This window comes from Kitasatospora sp. NPDC059648, from assembly GCF_042734825.1.
GTDB lineage: Bacteria > Actinomycetota > Actinomycetes > Streptomycetales > Streptomycetaceae > Kitasatospora.
In genome coordinates this window covers 177,751-192,912 of sequence record NZ_JBHWDU010000001.1, presented here as the reverse complement: position 1 = coordinate 192,912, position 15,162 = coordinate 177,751, and the positions used below count along the sequence as shown (strand labels likewise).

The window sequence follows — 15,162 nt, the reverse complement described above, 5'->3', positions numbered from 1 at the left end:
CGTACGGTGGCAGCACCAACAACACCGCAGGGAGCAGCACCACATGGACGGCCGGATCTGGGAGAGCGTCGACCACCTGGTCGCATGGCTGGACGAGCACAGCACGCAGTCGCCGCAGGAGGAGCGCCTGCTGCGGCTCCTCAAGCTCTCCGAGGAGGTGGGCGAGGTCGGAGCCGCGGTGATCGGCGCCACCGGTCAGAACCCGCGCAAGGGCGTCACTCACAGCTGGGAGGACGTCCAGCACGAACTCTGCGACGTCGTCTTCAGCGCCCTCGTCGCCCTGCGGACGCTCACCCCCGACGCCGCCCAGGTGTTCGCCGAGCGCCTGGCCTACGTCGAGCAGCGCTCCGCCGCCTCCCGGCGCCCGGTCGGCGGGCCCGATAAGACGGCGGAGACGGCGTAGAAGACGGCGGCGGAGACGGCGCAGTAGACGGCAGAGGAGAAAGCCCGAGCCGGAGCCCACCCAAGACCGACGAGGCCCGAACCAACCCCACACCGCCGTCAGGCGCCGCGCATCAGGCGTTGGGCGCGACCTTCGCCAGCCCGTTGATCACGCGGTCCATCGCGTCGCCGCCCTTCGGGTCGGTGAGGTTGGCGAGCAGCTTGAGGGTGAAGCGCATCAGCAGCGGCCGGGGCAGGCCGTGCTGGGCGGCGAGCTGCATCACCTTGGGGTTGCCGATCAGCTTCACGAACGCGCGCCCGAGCGTGTAGTAGCCGCCGTACACGTCCTTGAGGATGCGCGGGTAGGCCTGCAGGGCGCGCTCGCGGCCGCCGTCGGTGAGGCGGGCGTGGGCCTGCACGATGACGCCTGCGGCGATCTGGCCGGATTCCATCGCATAGGCGATGCCCTCGCCGTTGAACGGATTGACCATGCCGCCCGCGTCGCCGACGAGCAGCAGGCCGCGGGTGTAGTGCGGCTGCCGGTTGAAGGCCATCGGCAGCGCGGCGCCGCGGATCGGTTCCGTCATGTTCTCGGGGGTGTAGCCCCACTCCTCCGGCATACCGGCGCACCAGGCCTTGAGCACCTCGCGCCAGTCGAGTTCGCCGAACGCGGGCGAGGAGTTGAGGATGCCGAGGCCGACGTTGGAGGTGCCGTCGCCCATGCCGAAGACCCAGCCGTAGCCGGGCAGCAGCTTGCGCTGGCCGCCGCGGGTGTCCCACAGCTCCAGCCAGGACTCCAGGTAGTCGTCGTCGTGGCGCGGCGAGTTGAAGTAGGTGCGGTAGGCGACGCCCATCGGGCGGTCCTCGCGGCGGTGCAGGCCCATGGCGAGCGAGAGCCGGGTGGAGTTGCCGTCGGCGGCGACCACGAGCGGGGCCCGGAACGTGACCGGCCGCTTCTCCTCGCCGAGCTTGGCGGTGACGCCGACGATCCGGCCGGTGCGGTCGTCCAGGACCGGGCCGCTGACGTTGCAGCGCTCGTAGAGCCGGGCGCCGGCCTTCTCGGCCTGACGGGCCAGCAGCTCGTCGAAGTCGGCGCGCTTGCGGACCAGGCCGTAGTCCGGGAAGGAGGCCAGCTCGGGCCAGTCCAGCTCCAGCCGGACGCCGCCGCCGATGATGCGCAGGCCCTTGTTGTGCAGCCAGCCGTTCTCGGTGGAGACGTCGATGCCCATGTCCACCAGCTGCTTGGTGGCGCGCGGAGTCAGGCCGTCGCCGCAGACCTTCTCGCGGGGGAAGGCGGTCTTCTCCAGCAGCAGCACGTCCAGCCCCGCCTGGGCGAGGTAGTACGCGGTCGTGGAGCCGGCCGGGCCCGCGCCGACCACGATGACGTCGGCGGTGCTCTCGACCGTGCTGTCCCGCTTCGTCAGATCGGCTGCGGTCTCGGACACGTGGACACACTCCTGGAGCTGCGGCGGGGGATGGCGGCTTTTGTCTCCGGCAGTCTAGTTCCGCTCACGCCACCGGAGTCGCCCGCGCCCCGACGCGGGACGGGGCGAGGCGGGGCGGGACGGGGTGGCAGGGAGCCGTGCGGAGCGGTACCGGACGGAACGGGCAGCACGGCCCGCACCCGACCTTCCGCCTCGCGCCGCCGCGCCGCCCCTGTCCCGTCGCCGCTACACCTTCACCCCACGTCCGCCCCGCGCTACGCGGACTTGTACCCGCGGTGCAGCGCGACGATCCCGCCGGTCAGGTTCCGCCAGGCGACCTTCGACCAGCCGCTCTCCTGCATCCGGGCGGCCAGCGCCGGCTGGTCCGGCCAGGCCCGGATGGACTCGGCGAGGTAGACGTACGCGTCCGGGTTGCTGCTGACGGCGGTGGCGACCGGCGGCAGCGCGCGCATCAGGTACTCGGTGTAGACGGTCCGGAACGGCGTCCAGGTCGGCGTGGAGAACTCGCAGATCACGAGCTTGCCGCCGGGCTTGGTGACCCGGTGCATCTCGCTCAGCGCCGCGTCCGTCTCCTGGACGTTGCGCAGCGCGAAGGAGATCGTCACGGCGTCGAAGGTGTCGTCCGCGAACGGCAGCCGGGTGGCGTCGCCGGCGGTGAGCGGCAGCTCGGGGTGGCGGCGCTTGCCCTCGGTCAGCATGCCGACGGAGAAGTCGCACGGGACGACCTTGGCCCCGGCCTCGGCGAAGGGCAGCGAGGAGGTTCCGGTGCCGGCCCCGAGGTCGAGCACGAGGTCCCCCGGTCCGGCGTCGACCGCCTCGGCCACCGCCCGTCGCCAGGCGCGGGCCTGGCCGAGGGAGAGCACGTCGTTGGTGAGGTCGTACTTGGCCGCGACGTCGTCGAACATGGCGGCGACTTCGTGCGGCTGCTTGTCCAGGGAGGCTCGGGTCACGCCCCCATTCTTCACCCTGTGACGGGCGCCCCGACCAACGGGGCACACCGGGAGGGCACCACGGGCCCGACCGGCACGAGCCCGACCACCAACCCGACGGGCCGCCCCGACAGGCCGCCCCGACAGGCCGCCCCGCCGGTCACCCGCCCTGGTGCGACCCCCGCCGCCCGCCCGCGCGCCGCCTGCGCCGGGAGCGCTTGCCCTGGGTTATCGCGGGCATCCCCTCGGTCAGCGCCCCGGTCGCCAGCGCGAGGTTGGCGGCGAGCCGGCCCTGCCCGGTGCGGACGGCCACGGCCCGCCGGTGGCGCCGGATGCGCAGCACGCAGACCAGGAACAGCACGACGGCGACCGGCACGCTGAACCGGGCCAGTCCCACGCCGACCGGCTGGGGGTAGGTGTCGCCGCAGATCCGCACCGCTCCCGCATCGTCGGCCGCGTGCTCCAGGCAGACCGTGTCGCCGACCTTGGCGCCGTCGGCGAGCGGCAGCGCGGCCGCGGTGTGCGGCTGGCCGCTCACCGTGTAGCTGACGGCGCTGTACGTGCCGCCGCCGGTCGGAAGCTGGGTGACGACGCCCTCGACTCTCACCGGATGGGCCGCGATCCGGTCGGCCTGGTCGGCCTGGCGCCAACCGAGCAGGCACATCCCGACGGCCAGCACGGCGCTGAGCACGGCGGCGAGGTACCAACCACGGCCCAACCGCGGGGCTCGCGGCGGGGAGACGGTCGCGGTTTGCATGGTTCCTGTCCTGGCTTGCCTCCGGGGCCTGGGACACGGCCCCGCCGCCCGCGGGCACGGGCAGTGGTGTGGTGAGGGTACGGAGTGAGCTGTCCGGGATCGTATCCGCTGGCGGGCCCTCAGGTCACGGCGAAGGGGCAATCACCCCCCTGGGAGAGCACGGCAGTTCGAGTGCACACGAAGCAAGTCCCCTACCCACCAAGGAAATCCGACTACTGACGAGTACGTCACACCGGCCGGTCACCGACCCCCGACGAGCAGTCACCGTCGCCTGTACACCAACCGCCCGCCCAGCACCGTCGCCAGGCACCCACCGGGCGCCGGCCGCGCCCCGCCCCCACCCTCGCCGGGCGGCGCCGACACCCCCGGCAGCGCCGACACCACCGGCAGCACCGGGAACACCGCGAAGTCCGCCCGCCCGCCGGCCGCCACCCGCCCGTGCACGGCCCATGCCAACGGCAGCACCGCCAGCGGGTCCAGCGACCCCGCACCGGCGCCGGAAGCCCCTGGCAGCGTCCCCAGCCCCGAACGTGCCACCGCCGTCCGCACCGCGGCCCGTTCGAACGGCCCGGCGACCGCCGTCACCCCGAACCCGAGCATCCGCTGCAGCCCGCGCCGCGCGCTCGCCCCGTACCGGGTCTCGTCGGTGCAGCCCACCAGCCCGTCCGCCACCGGCTCGACGCCGATCTCCTCGCGCGGATCCGGGTGGTAGTCACGCTCCAGCAGTCGCTGCCCCCAGGGGTTGCGCAGCCCGGGCGTGAGCACCGCCGCTGCGCCCCAGTCCCGCACCCGCGCCGACGGGTGTGCCGCCGCCAGCTCCCCGAACGACCCGACGGCCTCGACCAGTTCGCCGCGCACCACCACCGCCCCGTCGGCGAAGGACGGGGCGGTGGGATCGGCCGGGTCGGGCAGCACCAGGGCCGCCCGGTGGAGGGTCAGCACCGGTTCGGGCTCCGAGGACTCGACGAGCCCGACGAACTCGACGGGCTCAAAGGACACGAAGAACACGAAGAACGCGCAGGACGCGCAGGACGCGCAGAAGAGGGACGACGCGGACGACGCGAAGGACTCAGTTGTCCAGGATCTTCAGCTCCGGGTGCGCCGTCCCGCCCTCGATCGCCGTGGAGGCGATGTGCGAGGCGACCCGCGGGTCGACCGGGTCGTTCGCCGGGTCGTCCAGCACCCGCAGGTGCTCGTACGTGGTCGAGCGCTGCGCCGGGACGCGGTCGGCGGCACGGATGAGGTGGATCAGCTCGGTCAGGTTGGAGCGGTGCTTGGCACCGGCCGCCGAGACGACGTTCTCCTCCAGCATCACGGAGCCGAGGTCGTCTGCGCCGTAGTGCAGCGACAGCTGGCCCGCCTCCTTGCCGGTGGTGAGCCAGGAGCCCTGGATGTGGGCGACGTTGTCGAGGAACAGACGGGCGATCGCGATCATCCGCAGGTACTCGAAGACGGTGGCCTGGGTCGAGCCCTTCAGGTGGTTGTTCTGCGGCTGGTAGGTGTACGGGATGAAGGCGCGGAAACCGCCGGTGCGGTCCTGCACGTCGCGGATCATCCGCAGGTGCTCGATCCGCTCGGCGTTGGTCTCGCCGGTGCCCATCAGCATGGTGGAGGTGGATTCCACGCCGAGGCCGTGCGCGGCCTCCATGATCTCCAGCCAGCGCTCGCCGGACTCCTTGAGCGGGGCGATCGCCTTGCGCGGCCGCTCCGGGAGCAGCTCGGCGCCGGCGCCGGCGAAGGAGTCCAGGCCCGCCTTGTGGATCCGGGTGATGGCCTCCTCGATGGAGACGCCCGAGATCCGGGACATGTGCTCGACCTCGGAGGCGCCCAGCGAGTGGATCACCAGCTGCGGGAACTCGGCCTTGATCGCCGAGAACGCGCGCTCGTAGTACTCCACGCCGTAGTCCGGGTGGTGGCCGCCCTGGAACATGATCTGGGTGCCGCCCAGCTCGACCGTCTCCGCGCAGCGGCGCAGGATCTCGTCGAGCTCGCGGGACCATCCCTTGTCGCTCTTCGGCGGTACGTAGAAGGCGCAGAACTTGCATGCCGTCACGCACACGTTGGTGTAGTTGATGTTGCGCTCGATGATGTACGTCGCAATGTGCTCGGTACCCGCGTAGCGGCGGCGGCGCACCGCGTCGGCGGCGGAGCCGAGCGCGTGCAGCGGCGCGGACCGGTAGAGGTCGAGCGCCTCCTCCGGGGTGATCCGGCCGCCGGCGGCGGCCCGGTCGAGCACGGCCTGCAGGTCGGTGCTGGACGCATCGAGGGTGGTCGCTGCGAGCTCGGTCACCTGGCGGCCTTCTCTCTCTCAAGTGCTACTGGGGTACGGCCGAACCAGCCTACGCCAGCCCTTTCGGGCGCCCGCGTCAGCCCGCTGAACTGCGCCGCAGCACGAAGGGGCACCACTCCGGCCGAGGCACACCCCGGCCCCCGGCCCCGCCTCACCCCTTTGCCCCTTCACCCCTTTGCCCCTTCGCCCCTTGCCGCTTCGCCCCTTCTCGCCCTCACCTCTTCAGCCCTTCGCCCCGTCCACCCGGCGCATCGTCCCGGCCGGGTTCCCCGCCGCCGGATCTGCGGAGGTGAAGCGGATCGTCCCGTCGGCCTGAAGGGTGAGAGTCTCCGCATTGGAGCCACCGGTGCAGGCGCCGGGGATCGACGACTTCACCAGCCGGGACTGGAACACCAGCACGGTGTCGGAGACCGACCGGAGCGTCCAGGCGCCCTCGCAGCTGATCGAGATCAGCCCGGAGAGGACATTGCGACTGGTGGTGGCCTCCTGCCCGACCGCCGCCTGGCGGACGGTGAGCGTGGTGGTGCCCCCGGGCAGTCCCTTGTCGGTCACCATGTCGCCGCTCCAGGTACCCAGGAACGCGGCCGGCACCGCGTTCGGCCCACCTGTCGCACCCGTCGTGGAGGGCCCGCCCGTCGCGCCCGTCGCACTTGTCGTGGACGGCCCACCCGTCGCACCCGTCACACCTGTCGCACCCACCCCGGACGGCGACGCCGTAGCGACGGCCGACACGGAAGCCGAGGACGACGGCCCCGACACCACCGGATCCGGCCGGCGGGTCATCGCGTACAGCCCGTACCCGCCGCCCCCGAGCACCGAGGCCACCAGCACCGCCGCCCCCGCGAGCCCGACCCGGCGCTTCCACGGACCGGCCTCCCCCCGCCGCACCGACTCCGCCTCCGACACCGGAACCGGACGGCCCCCGGGCACCAAGGTCGGGGTCGGCACCACCTCGGCCGCAGCGCCGCCCCCGCTCTCCGACCCCGCCTCCGCCCCCTCCAGGTCCAGCAGCTCCACCGCGCTGCGCCCCACCCCCGCCGCCAGCACCGCCGGCAGCCAGTCGCCCCGCGACAGCCGGGCGGCGGCCGCGCCGTCCGGGTCCAGGCGCGCGGCCAACCGCTGCGGGGTTGGCCGCGCGGCCGGGTCCTTGGCCAGGCAGTCGAGGACGATCGCCCGCAGCCCTTCGGACAGCCCGGCCACGTCCGGTTCCTCGTGCAGCACTCGGTAGAGCAGGACGGCCGCGCTGACGCCTTCGCCGAAGGGGTGGACGCCGCTGGCGGCGAAGGCCAGGACGGCACCGAGCGAGAACACGTCGCCGGCCGGTCCGACGGTCTGCCCGTTCGCCTGCTCGGGTGACATGAAGCCGGGCGAGCCCACCACGTAACCCGAACGAGTGAATCCGCTGGTCGCGTCCAGGGCCCGGGCGATCCCGAAGTCGATCAGCCGCGGCCCGTCCAGGGTGAGCAGCACGTTGGAGGGCTTGACGTCGCGGTGCACCAGGTCGAGCCCGTGCACGTGGGCGAGCGCCCCGGCGAGTCCGACGCCGAGGGCACGGACGGACGCCTCGGGCAGCGGCCCGTGCTCCTGGACGGCTTCGGCGAGCGCGGGGCCCGCGACGTAGCCGGTGGCGACCCAGGGCTGCTCGCCCTCGGTGTCGGCGTCCAGGACGGGCGCGGTCCAGGTGCTCCCGACCCGGCGGGCGGCGGCCACCTCCTGGCGGAACCGGGCACGGAACTCGGGGTCGTCCGCGAGTTCGGCCCGCACCACCTTGACGGCGACGGTGCGGCCGCCTGCCGTCCGGCCGAGGTAGACCCGGCCCATCCCGCCCGACCCGAGCCGCCGCAGCAGCCGGTAGGCGCCCAACCGGCGCGGATCGTCCGACCCCAGTGCCCGCATGCCCCGCACGCTCCCCTCGCACGCGCACGCGCGGCCCCGGGCGGGTGCCCGGCCGCGTACGCCGCTCCCGAACCGCACCCCGCGCAACGCCTGCCGGACGCGCCTCGGGAGCAGACCGTACCGGGCCGGGCGGACCGCCGTCCGGCCGTCACGGCCACCGCCTGCCCGACCGCACCCGGCCGCGCCCGACCGCGCCCGACCCGCCGGGCCTTCCCCCCGACCTGCGGCCCAACTCCAGGCCTGTCCCCCCTGACCTACCCCCGGATCTACCTCCCGACCGGCAGCGCCGCCGGCTCCAGCAGCCGCACCGCCACGTCCGGCGCGAAGCCGCTGTCGTGCGCGACCCGCCGGGCGAACTCGGCGACCCCGGCCAGCTGCCGCTCGCCGAGCGAGAAGTCGAGCGCCTCGCTGAAGTACCGCTCCAGCACGTCCGCCCCGAAGGCCTCCCAGCGGGCGGCCTGCTCGGCGACCTTGGCGGCCTCCACCAGCGACAGGTCGCGGGACTCCAGGAAGGCCCGGTGGACGGCCGCGGTCAGCTCGGGACGACGCTCGGCGAACTCGCGGCGCACGGCCCAGACGGCGAAGACGAACGGCAGCCCGGTCCACTCCTTCCACATCTCGCCGAGGTCGTGGACGGTCAGCCCGAGGTCGGCGGCCTGCCCGAGGTAGGCGCGCAGGGCCGGGTCGCCGATCAGGACGGCGGCGTCGGCCTCGGCGAGCATCGCGCTGAGGTCCGGGGGGCAGCTGAAGTAGTCCGGTCGCACGCCTTCGCGCTCCTCCAGGAGGAGCCGGGCGAGCCGGACGGAGGTGCGGCTGGTGGAGCCGAGGGCGACCCGGCGGCCGTCGAGGTCGGCGAGGGGCACCTTGCTCACGATCAGGCAGGACATCACCGGACCGTCGCTGCCGACCGCGATGTCGGGCAGGACCAGCAGGTCGCCGGCGTTGCGCAGGTACTCCACGCAGGTGATCGGCCCGATGTCGAGGGAGCCGCCGACGAGCTGGTCGCTCAGCTTCTCGGGGGTGTCCTTGGTGAGGTCCAGGTCGAGGAGGTTGCCGGTCCTGGCGAGGCCCCAGTAGAGGGGGACGCAGTTCAGGAACTGAATATGGCCGACCCGCGGTCTGACCGGGGTGTTCTCTTCGGGCTCGTCGGGCTCCCGCTTTTGCGCGTCCGGTGCTGCCACTGCGCCGCTCCCTTGCTGTTCGTGCGCTTCCCCGCAGGGTATGCCCGCTGCACACGACGGCTCGCACCGGCCGCCCGACACGCGCGGGAACGCCGCTCGTCAGGGCCGTGCGCGCCCCCAACGCGCCTTCCACCGCCCGCTCCCAGCGCTCCCCCGCCCCCTTCCGGGGGCGCACGACACGCGGTGTCCGAAGGGCAAGTGACCCCTGGTCGTCACAGCGGCCGCATGCTAGCGTTGCCCTCAGTTGCAGTTTGATTCCCCTTGCAGTACTTGAAGCCTGCGGAGCATGTAACCGCAGGCTTTTTGTAGTTTTTCAGCAATATCGAAAAACTTCGGACTCGTCCGGAGGCAGGGCGATCAGCGCAGCGGACCGGGGACCACACGGTGTGGCCCCCGACACGCATCGCAAGGAGAACGGCATGGCTCAGGGAACCGTCAAGTGGTTCAACGCTGAGAAGGGCTTCGGCTTCATCGCCCAGGAGGGCGGCGGCCCCGACGTCTTCGTCCACTACTCCGCCATCAACGCGAACGGCTTCCGTTCGCTGGAGGAGAACCAGGCGGTCACCTTCGACGTCACCCAGGGCCCGAAGGGCCCGCAGGCGGAGAACGTCACCGCCGTCTGACCATCCTCTGATGTTCTGATCGCTCGGGACCCCTTCGGGTCCGCCGGCGGCTCCCGACAGCCGTCACCATGAGCACAAGAGCAGCACCCAAGGGGGCCTGCCCAACGCGGCGGGCCCCCTGCCTTTTCTCCGGGGAAGGCGACGAGGAAGTCCGAAGGGCCCTCCCCCGTGATCGGGGAAGGGCCCTTCGCACACCCGTCGGAGAACCCGCCCGGGAGACCCGGATTCGGGAGGCCCGACCAGGAGGCCCGGACCGGACCAGGAGACCCGGATCAGGCCGTGGCCGCGCCCTCGGCGTCGACCAGCACCGGGACGGCGGCCTTCGGCGCGTCCTCCTCGTACAGGTCCCCGGAGGGGTTGTTGTACGCGGCGACGTCCAGGATCCGCTCCCGCGCCGCGACCACGATCGGCACGACCACCTGGCCGGCGACGTTGGTCGCGGTCCGCATCATGTCCAGGATCGGGTCGATGGCGAGCAGCAGGCCGACGCCCTCCAGCGGCAGGCCCAGGGTGGACAGGGTCAGCGTCAGCATGACGATCGCGCCGGTGAGGCCGGCGGTCGCGGCCGAGCCGACGACCGAGACGAAGGCGATCAGGATGTAGTCCTTGATACCCAGCTCGATGTTGTAGACCTGGGCGACGAAGATCGCGGCGACGGCCGGGTAGATCGAGGCGCAGCCGTCCATCTTGGTGGTGGCGGCGAACGGCACCGAGAAGGAGGCGTACTCGCTCGGGACGCCGAGGCGCTCGGTGACGCGGCGGGTGACCGGCAGGGTGCCGACCGAGGAGCGGGAGACGAAGGCCAGCTGGATGGCGGGCCAGGCGCCCTTGAAGAAGTGCAGCGGGTTGAGGCCCGCGGCGAAGCGCAGCACCAGCGAGTAGACGACGAACAGCACCAGCGCGCAGCCGACGTAGATGTCGAGGGTCAGCGTGGCGAAGGGCTTGAGCAGGTCCCAGCCGTACTTGGCGACGGACTTGCCGATCAGGCCGAGGGTGCCGAGCGGGGAGAGTCGGATGACCCACCACAGGGCGGTCTGGGTCAGCTCCAGCACGGTCTCGCTGAGCTTGAGGACCGGCTCGGCCTTGGTCCCGAGCTTGATGATCGCGGCGCCGACCACGACCGCCAGGAAGACGATCTGCAGGACGTTCACCTTGACGAAGGCGTCGACGATGTTGGTCGGGAAGATCCCGGTCAGGAAGTCGATCCAGGTGCCCTTGGAGTCGAGCGCCTTGAGGCCCTCGGTCTTGAGGTCGGTGCCCTGGCCGGGGTTGGTGAGCAGTCCCAGGCCCAGGCCGATGCCGACTGCGACCAGCGAAGTGATCATGAACCAGAGCAGCGTGCGGGTGGCCAGCCGGGCCGCGTTGGTGACGTTGCGCAGGTTGGCGACGCTCACCACGATCGCGGTGAAGACCAGCGGGGGCACGGCCAGCTTGAGCAGCTGGACGAAGATCTTGCCGATGGTCTCCAGGGTGGTGGCCAGCCAGGAGATGTCGGCGGCACGGGCCAGGTAGCCGAGGCCGACGCCGAGCAGGAGGCCGGCGACGATCTGCACCCAGAACGGCGTCTTGCGGATGCGGGTGAGCACGGACGGCGACGAGGTCGCCTCGGGCGCTGTGGACATGGGGGTGCGACTCCGGGGGAGGGCGTTGCTGACGGTGGGGTGTGGGGCGCAGGAGGCGGCACGGCACGGGGCCTGGCGCGTGAGGGGCTCGGGCCCCGGTCAGGGGCGTGCCGCCGCGGTACAGCTCATGGCCGTACGGCCCATGGCGCGACAACGGCGCGGGCTGTCCACAGCGCCGGTCAGAGCGCACGGGCGGGCGGCGCCGGGCAGCTGGCCCGAGCCGTGCATCCGCAGTGCGTCTGAGGTGGTCACGGTCGATACGTTAGCAGTAAAGATTTGAGATGTTCAAAGTAGTTGTTTGAGATGAGGCCCAACCCCGAGCTCGCCTCCGGGTGGGATCCGGACACGAACGATGCTGACACCCCATCAGCCCAGCCCTCTGATCGGATTGACCGACCGGCAGTTATACGTATAACTTTGGCGGCGTCCCGGCCCTCCCCGCCCTCCCCTGCCCAGACACCGGAGAAGACCACCGATGGGCTACCTCGCCCTGCTCCGCGCCCCGCACGTCACCCGACTCCTGCTCGGCACCCTGCTCGGCCGCCTGCCCGCCGGTATGACCGCCCTGGTGATCGCCCTCGCCCTGCGCGAGGCCGGTGTCCCGTACGGCCGGATCGGACTGGCCACCTCCGTCTACGCGCTCGCCGCCGCCGTCGGCGGGCCGGTGCTCGGACGGATCGTCGACCGCACCGGACAGCCGCGCGTCCTGCTCGCCTCCGCCGCGGTCGCCGGCGGCGGGTACGCGCTGCTTGCCCTCGCCCCCGGCTCCCCCGTCGCCGCGCCCCTCGGCGCCGCCGTCGCCGGACTGGCGATGCCCCCGCTGGAACCCTGCCTGCGCTCGCTCTGGCCGGACGTGGTCGAGGACGAACAACTCGACACCGCGTACGCCTTCGACTCCGCCTCCCAGCAGATCCTCTACGTGGCCGGGCCGCTGGCCGTCGCCGGGATCGCCGGGCTGTTCAGCCCGGTCGCCGCGCTCTGGGTGGCCGCCGGACTCGGCCTGGCCGGCGCCCTGGTGGTCGCCACCGCCGCCCCCGCCCGGGCCTGGCGCGCCCCCGCCCGCGAGAAGTCCGCCGGACTGCTCGGCCCGCTGCGCTCCCCGGGCCTGGTGCTGCTGCTGATCGGACTGGCCGGGGCCGGCTGGGCGGTCGGCTCGCAGAACGTGCTCTTCATCGCCTACGCCGAGCGGCACGCCGGCGGACTGCCCGGCGGCGGGGGCACCCTGCTGGCCCTGGCCGCGCTCGGCGGACTGCTCGGCGCCCTGGCCTACGGCATGGTCAACTGGCGGCGGAGCACCGCCACCCGCACCTGGCTGATGGCCCTCGCGATGGCCGCCTCCTACCTGCCGCTGGTGACGCTGCCCGGCCCGTACCCGATGGCCGCGCTGGCCTTCCTCTCCGGCGTCGTGCTCGCCCCGCTGCTCGCGGCCGCCTTCGTGCTGGTCGCCGAACTCGCCCCGACCGGTACGGTCACCGAGGCCTTCGCCTGGCTGGTGACGCTCTTCGCCACCGGCAACTCGCTCGGCTACGCCGTCTCCGGCCACCTCGCCGAGGGGTCCTCGCTGCGCCCGGTCGCGGTGTGCGCGGCGGGCGGGATCGCGCTCGGCGCGCTGGTGCTGTTCGGCGCCCGCCGCTGGTTCCGCTCCGCGTCGGCGGCGCCGCGCGTGGAACCCGTCGAGCTACTCCCCGTGGGCTGACCGGCCCACCCCACAGACGACTGCGCCCGCCGGGGGTCTGGCCGGCGGGCGCAGTCCTTTCGTCGGGAGTCGGAGCCGGAGCCGGAATCGGCGCCGGAGCCGGATGCGGGAGCCGGGACGGGATACGGAGCCGGATGCGGGAGCCGGAGCCGGAGCCGGATGCGGGAGCCGGAGTCGCAGCCCCGTCAGGGCCGCGCCGGAGCCGTCGAGGAGCGCTGCACCAGGACGGTGGCCAGCGGCGCCACCGGCTCCGCCCGCTCGCCGCGCAGCAGTCCGGCGAGCGCGGCCGCCCCCGCCCGGCCGAGTTCCTCGCCGGGCAGGTCGACGGTGGTCAGCGGCGGGGCGAGCAGCCCGGCGACGGCGACGTTGTCCATGCCCACCACCGACAGGTCGTCCGGCACCCGCAACCCCCGCTCGGCGGCGGCCTGGTAGACCCCGGAGGCGACCACGTCGTCGTCGCAGATCACCGCACGCGGACGGTCCGCCCGCTCCAGCAGCTCCCCCGCCACGCTGCGCGCGGCCGCGTACCCCTCGTTCAGACTCACGCCCAACTCCACGACCTCCAGACCGAGTTCGCGGACGGCCTGCTCGAAGGCGGCCTGCCGGACCCGGAAGGTGTACGCGGCGTGGGTGGAGCGCAGGTGCCCGATCCGGCGGTGTCCGAGGGAGGCCAGGTGCTCCACGGCGGCCCGCATCCCGCCGGCCACGTCGAGTTCGACGGTCGGGCGGGCCCGGTCGGTGCCGGGGTCGGCGTCCAGGAAGACGGCGGGGGTGTCGGGCGGCAGTTCGCCGAGCTGGCTGTCGTCCGGGGAGCAGATCAGCAGGCCGTCGAAGCGGCCCGCGGTGGCGGCCTCGGCGAGGGTCGCGCTGCCCCAGCCGGAGCTCACCACGACCGCCAGGCCGTGCCGGCCCGCCTCGTGGTGGACGCCCTCCAGAACCCGGCCGAAGAACGGCCCCTGGAGGTTCGGCACCGCCAGCATGATCATCCCGCTGCGGCCCAGCCGCAGCTGGCGGCCGGCCGCCTGGGGGCGGTAGCCGAGGCTGCGGGCGGCCTCGCGGACCCTCTCCCGGGTCGCCTCGGAGACCCGGCGGCCGGCCTCGGCACCGGAGAAGACCAGCGAGACGGTGGCCTGGGACACCCCGGCGAGCCGGGCCACGTCCCGCCCGGTGGGCCGGCGCACGGGGGCCGGCCACGTCCCGGCGGGCCGGTCGGCCTCGACGGCGGCTTCGGCCTCGGCGGCGGCTTCGGCCCCGGCGGACCGGTCGGCCCCGGAAGGATCAGCGGCCACGGCGGGCGGCGCCCGGCGTCAGCTCTGCCCGGAGGTGGTCGCGCGGGCGGCGTCGTCCGCGGCGTCCTCCTCGGCGTTCTGGCTGGCGATCCGCTCGGCGGTACGGCTGCGCATCCCGGCGACCTTGGTGGTGATCTGGGAGGACATCTCGTCGCGCTGCTTGCTCAGCAGCACGTAGCTGAGCGGCGCGGAGGCGATCGCGGCCAGCAGGACCAGGAAGACCACTCCGGCCTCGCCGCTCACCGGAATGATCCCGAAGTGCCCCAGCAGCAGGGCCACCAACAGGCAGCCGAGGAAGATGCTCGCCCGCATGGAGGTGTAGCGGAGCGTGGCGTGCGACTTCTGCGGGCCGTTGCTGCTCACTGGGACACATCCTTCTGGTTCGAGCCGGGGCGGGACTTCCAGTCAAGCATGCCTGACATCCGGCGCGGTCCAGGGGTCCGCCGCCCTCCCCGGGAGGTCCCCTCCGCCCCTCCCCCGGGAAGTCCCCGGGGCCCAGCGGCCCGCGCGGTTCAGCGCAGGTCGAGCCACATGGTGATGTCGTCGCGGTCGTCCCCGGGGGCGACCCGGATCGCGGCCGGCACCCGGCCGACCTCCCGGTAGCCGCACCGGGCGTAGAAGCGCTCCAGCCCGAGGCCGCCGCGCGCGGTGAGCCGCAGCGACTCCAACCCCCAGGCGCGGGCGACCCGTTCGGCCTCGGCGAGCAGTTCCGCGCCGTAGCCGAGGCCCTGGAAGTCGGGGTGCACCATGACCCGCTTGAGCATCCGCCAGTGATCCATCGGTTCGAAGCGCATCGACGCGAAGAACAGCACCCCGACCAGCCGGCCGGTCGCGTTCTCGTGCGCGACCAGCAGCCGGTCGGGGCCGTCCGGGTCGACCCCGGCGAACTGGTGGTCGGCGGTGTTCCGGACCTCGTCCTCGGTCACCGGGGCCACGAAGCCGACCGCACCGCCCGCGTTGGTCACGTCCGTCCACAGCCGTACGACGGCGGTGCGCAGGTCGGGATCGAGCTTCGGGTCCAGGGTGAACGTGAGCGCCATGAAGCGGAGCCTA

Annotated in this window: 15 protein-coding genes; 3 read left to right on the top strand and 12 right to left on the bottom strand. The window is 73.2% G+C overall.

Annotated features, from left to right (window positions below; translation table 11 throughout):
• The first annotated feature begins 43 nt into the window (after positions 1–43).
• Complete coding sequence (locus tag ACFV1W_RS00925) at positions 44–403, top strand: MazG-like family protein (RefSeq protein ID WP_380411605.1); 360 nt, start codon at positions 44–46, stop codon at positions 401–403.
• Between the two features lie 112 nt (positions 404–515).
• On the opposite strand, the gene ACFV1W_RS00920 is transcribed toward ACFV1W_RS00925, so the two are convergent.
• From ACFV1W_RS00920 to ACFV1W_RS00890, 7 genes are all read right to left on the bottom strand, one after another.
• Positions 516–1,826, bottom strand: a complete 1,311-nt coding sequence (locus ACFV1W_RS00920; protein WP_380411604.1) for a geranylgeranyl reductase family protein — start codon at positions 1,824–1,826, stop codon at positions 516–518.
• 254 nt (positions 1,827–2,080) lie between these two features.
• Positions 2,081–2,776, bottom strand: coding sequence for a demethylmenaquinone methyltransferase (locus ACFV1W_RS00915; RefSeq protein ID WP_380411602.1), 696 nt, complete (start codon positions 2,774–2,776; stop codon positions 2,081–2,083).
• A 139-nt stretch (positions 2,777–2,915) separates the two neighbouring features.
• Entirely contained in the window at positions 2,916–3,512 is a 597-nt protein-coding gene (locus tag ACFV1W_RS00910) for a hypothetical protein (RefSeq protein WP_380411599.1), read from the bottom strand.
• Between the two features lie 261 nt (positions 3,513–3,773).
• A complete protein-coding gene (locus tag ACFV1W_RS00905; RefSeq protein WP_380411879.1) occupies positions 3,774–4,454 on the bottom strand; it encodes a hypothetical protein in 681 nt (226 codons plus the stop codon).
• Between the two features lie 127 nt (positions 4,455–4,581).
• Positions 4,582–5,802, bottom strand: coding sequence for a cyclic dehypoxanthinyl futalosine synthase (mqnC, locus tag ACFV1W_RS00900; RefSeq protein ID WP_380411597.1), 1,221 nt, complete (start codon positions 5,800–5,802; stop codon positions 4,582–4,584).
• Between the two features lie 222 nt (positions 5,803–6,024).
• Complete coding sequence (locus ACFV1W_RS00895; RefSeq protein ID WP_380411595.1) at positions 6,025–7,698, bottom strand: serine/threonine-protein kinase; 1,674 nt, start codon at positions 7,696–7,698, stop codon at positions 6,025–6,027.
• A 266-nt stretch (positions 7,699–7,964) separates the two neighbouring features.
• Positions 7,965–8,879, bottom strand: coding sequence for a menaquinone biosynthetic enzyme MqnA/MqnD family protein (locus ACFV1W_RS00890; protein WP_380411594.1), 915 nt, complete (start codon positions 8,877–8,879; stop codon positions 7,965–7,967).
• Between the two features lie 419 nt (positions 8,880–9,298).
• Between ACFV1W_RS00890 and ACFV1W_RS00885 the strand changes: the two genes are divergently transcribed.
• Positions 9,299–9,502 carry a cold-shock protein gene (locus tag ACFV1W_RS00885; protein ID WP_030287184.1) on the top strand — a complete coding sequence of 68 codons (204 nt, stop codon included), beginning with the start codon at positions 9,299–9,301 and terminating at the stop codon, positions 9,500–9,502.
• Between the two features lie 272 nt (positions 9,503–9,774).
• On the opposite strand, the gene ACFV1W_RS00880 is transcribed toward ACFV1W_RS00885, so the two are convergent.
• Together ACFV1W_RS00880 and ACFV1W_RS00875 are read right to left on the bottom strand one after the other, a co-directional pair.
• Positions 9,775–11,124 (bottom strand): dicarboxylate/amino acid:cation symporter, encoded by a 1,350-nt coding sequence (locus ACFV1W_RS00880; RefSeq protein WP_380411593.1) that lies wholly within the window; start codon positions 11,122–11,124, stop codon positions 9,775–9,777.
• Positions 11,125–11,223: 99 nt separating this feature from the next.
• Positions 11,224–11,376 carry a hypothetical protein gene (locus tag ACFV1W_RS00875; protein ID WP_380411591.1) on the bottom strand — a complete coding sequence of 51 codons (153 nt, stop codon included), beginning with the start codon at positions 11,374–11,376 and terminating at the stop codon, positions 11,224–11,226.
• Between the two features lie 223 nt (positions 11,377–11,599).
• Between ACFV1W_RS00875 and ACFV1W_RS00870 the strand changes: the two genes are divergently transcribed.
• Positions 11,600–12,820 carry an MFS transporter gene (locus ACFV1W_RS00870; protein ID WP_380411590.1) on the top strand — a complete coding sequence of 407 codons (1,221 nt, stop codon included), beginning with the start codon at positions 11,600–11,602 and terminating at the stop codon, positions 12,818–12,820.
• A gap of 185 nt (positions 12,821–13,005) precedes the next feature.
• Here the strand turns inward: ACFV1W_RS00870 and ACFV1W_RS00865 are convergent, their stop codons facing one another.
• From ACFV1W_RS00865 to ACFV1W_RS00855, 3 genes are all read right to left on the bottom strand, one after another.
• The gene (locus ACFV1W_RS00865; protein ID WP_380411588.1) at positions 13,006–14,109 is read right to left on the bottom strand and encodes a LacI family DNA-binding transcriptional regulator; all 1,104 of its coding nucleotides are present in this window, start codon (positions 14,107–14,109) and stop codon (positions 13,006–13,008) included.
• Positions 14,110–14,127: 18 nt separating this feature from the next.
• Positions 14,128–14,472, bottom strand: a complete 345-nt coding sequence (locus tag ACFV1W_RS00860) for a DUF4229 domain-containing protein (RefSeq protein ID WP_380411585.1) — start codon at positions 14,470–14,472, stop codon at positions 14,128–14,130.
• Positions 14,473–14,621: 149 nt separating this feature from the next.
• Complete coding sequence (locus tag ACFV1W_RS00855; RefSeq protein WP_380411583.1) at positions 14,622–15,149, bottom strand: GNAT family N-acetyltransferase; 528 nt, start codon at positions 15,147–15,149, stop codon at positions 14,622–14,624.
• Positions 15,150–15,162: the final 13 nt, after the last annotated feature.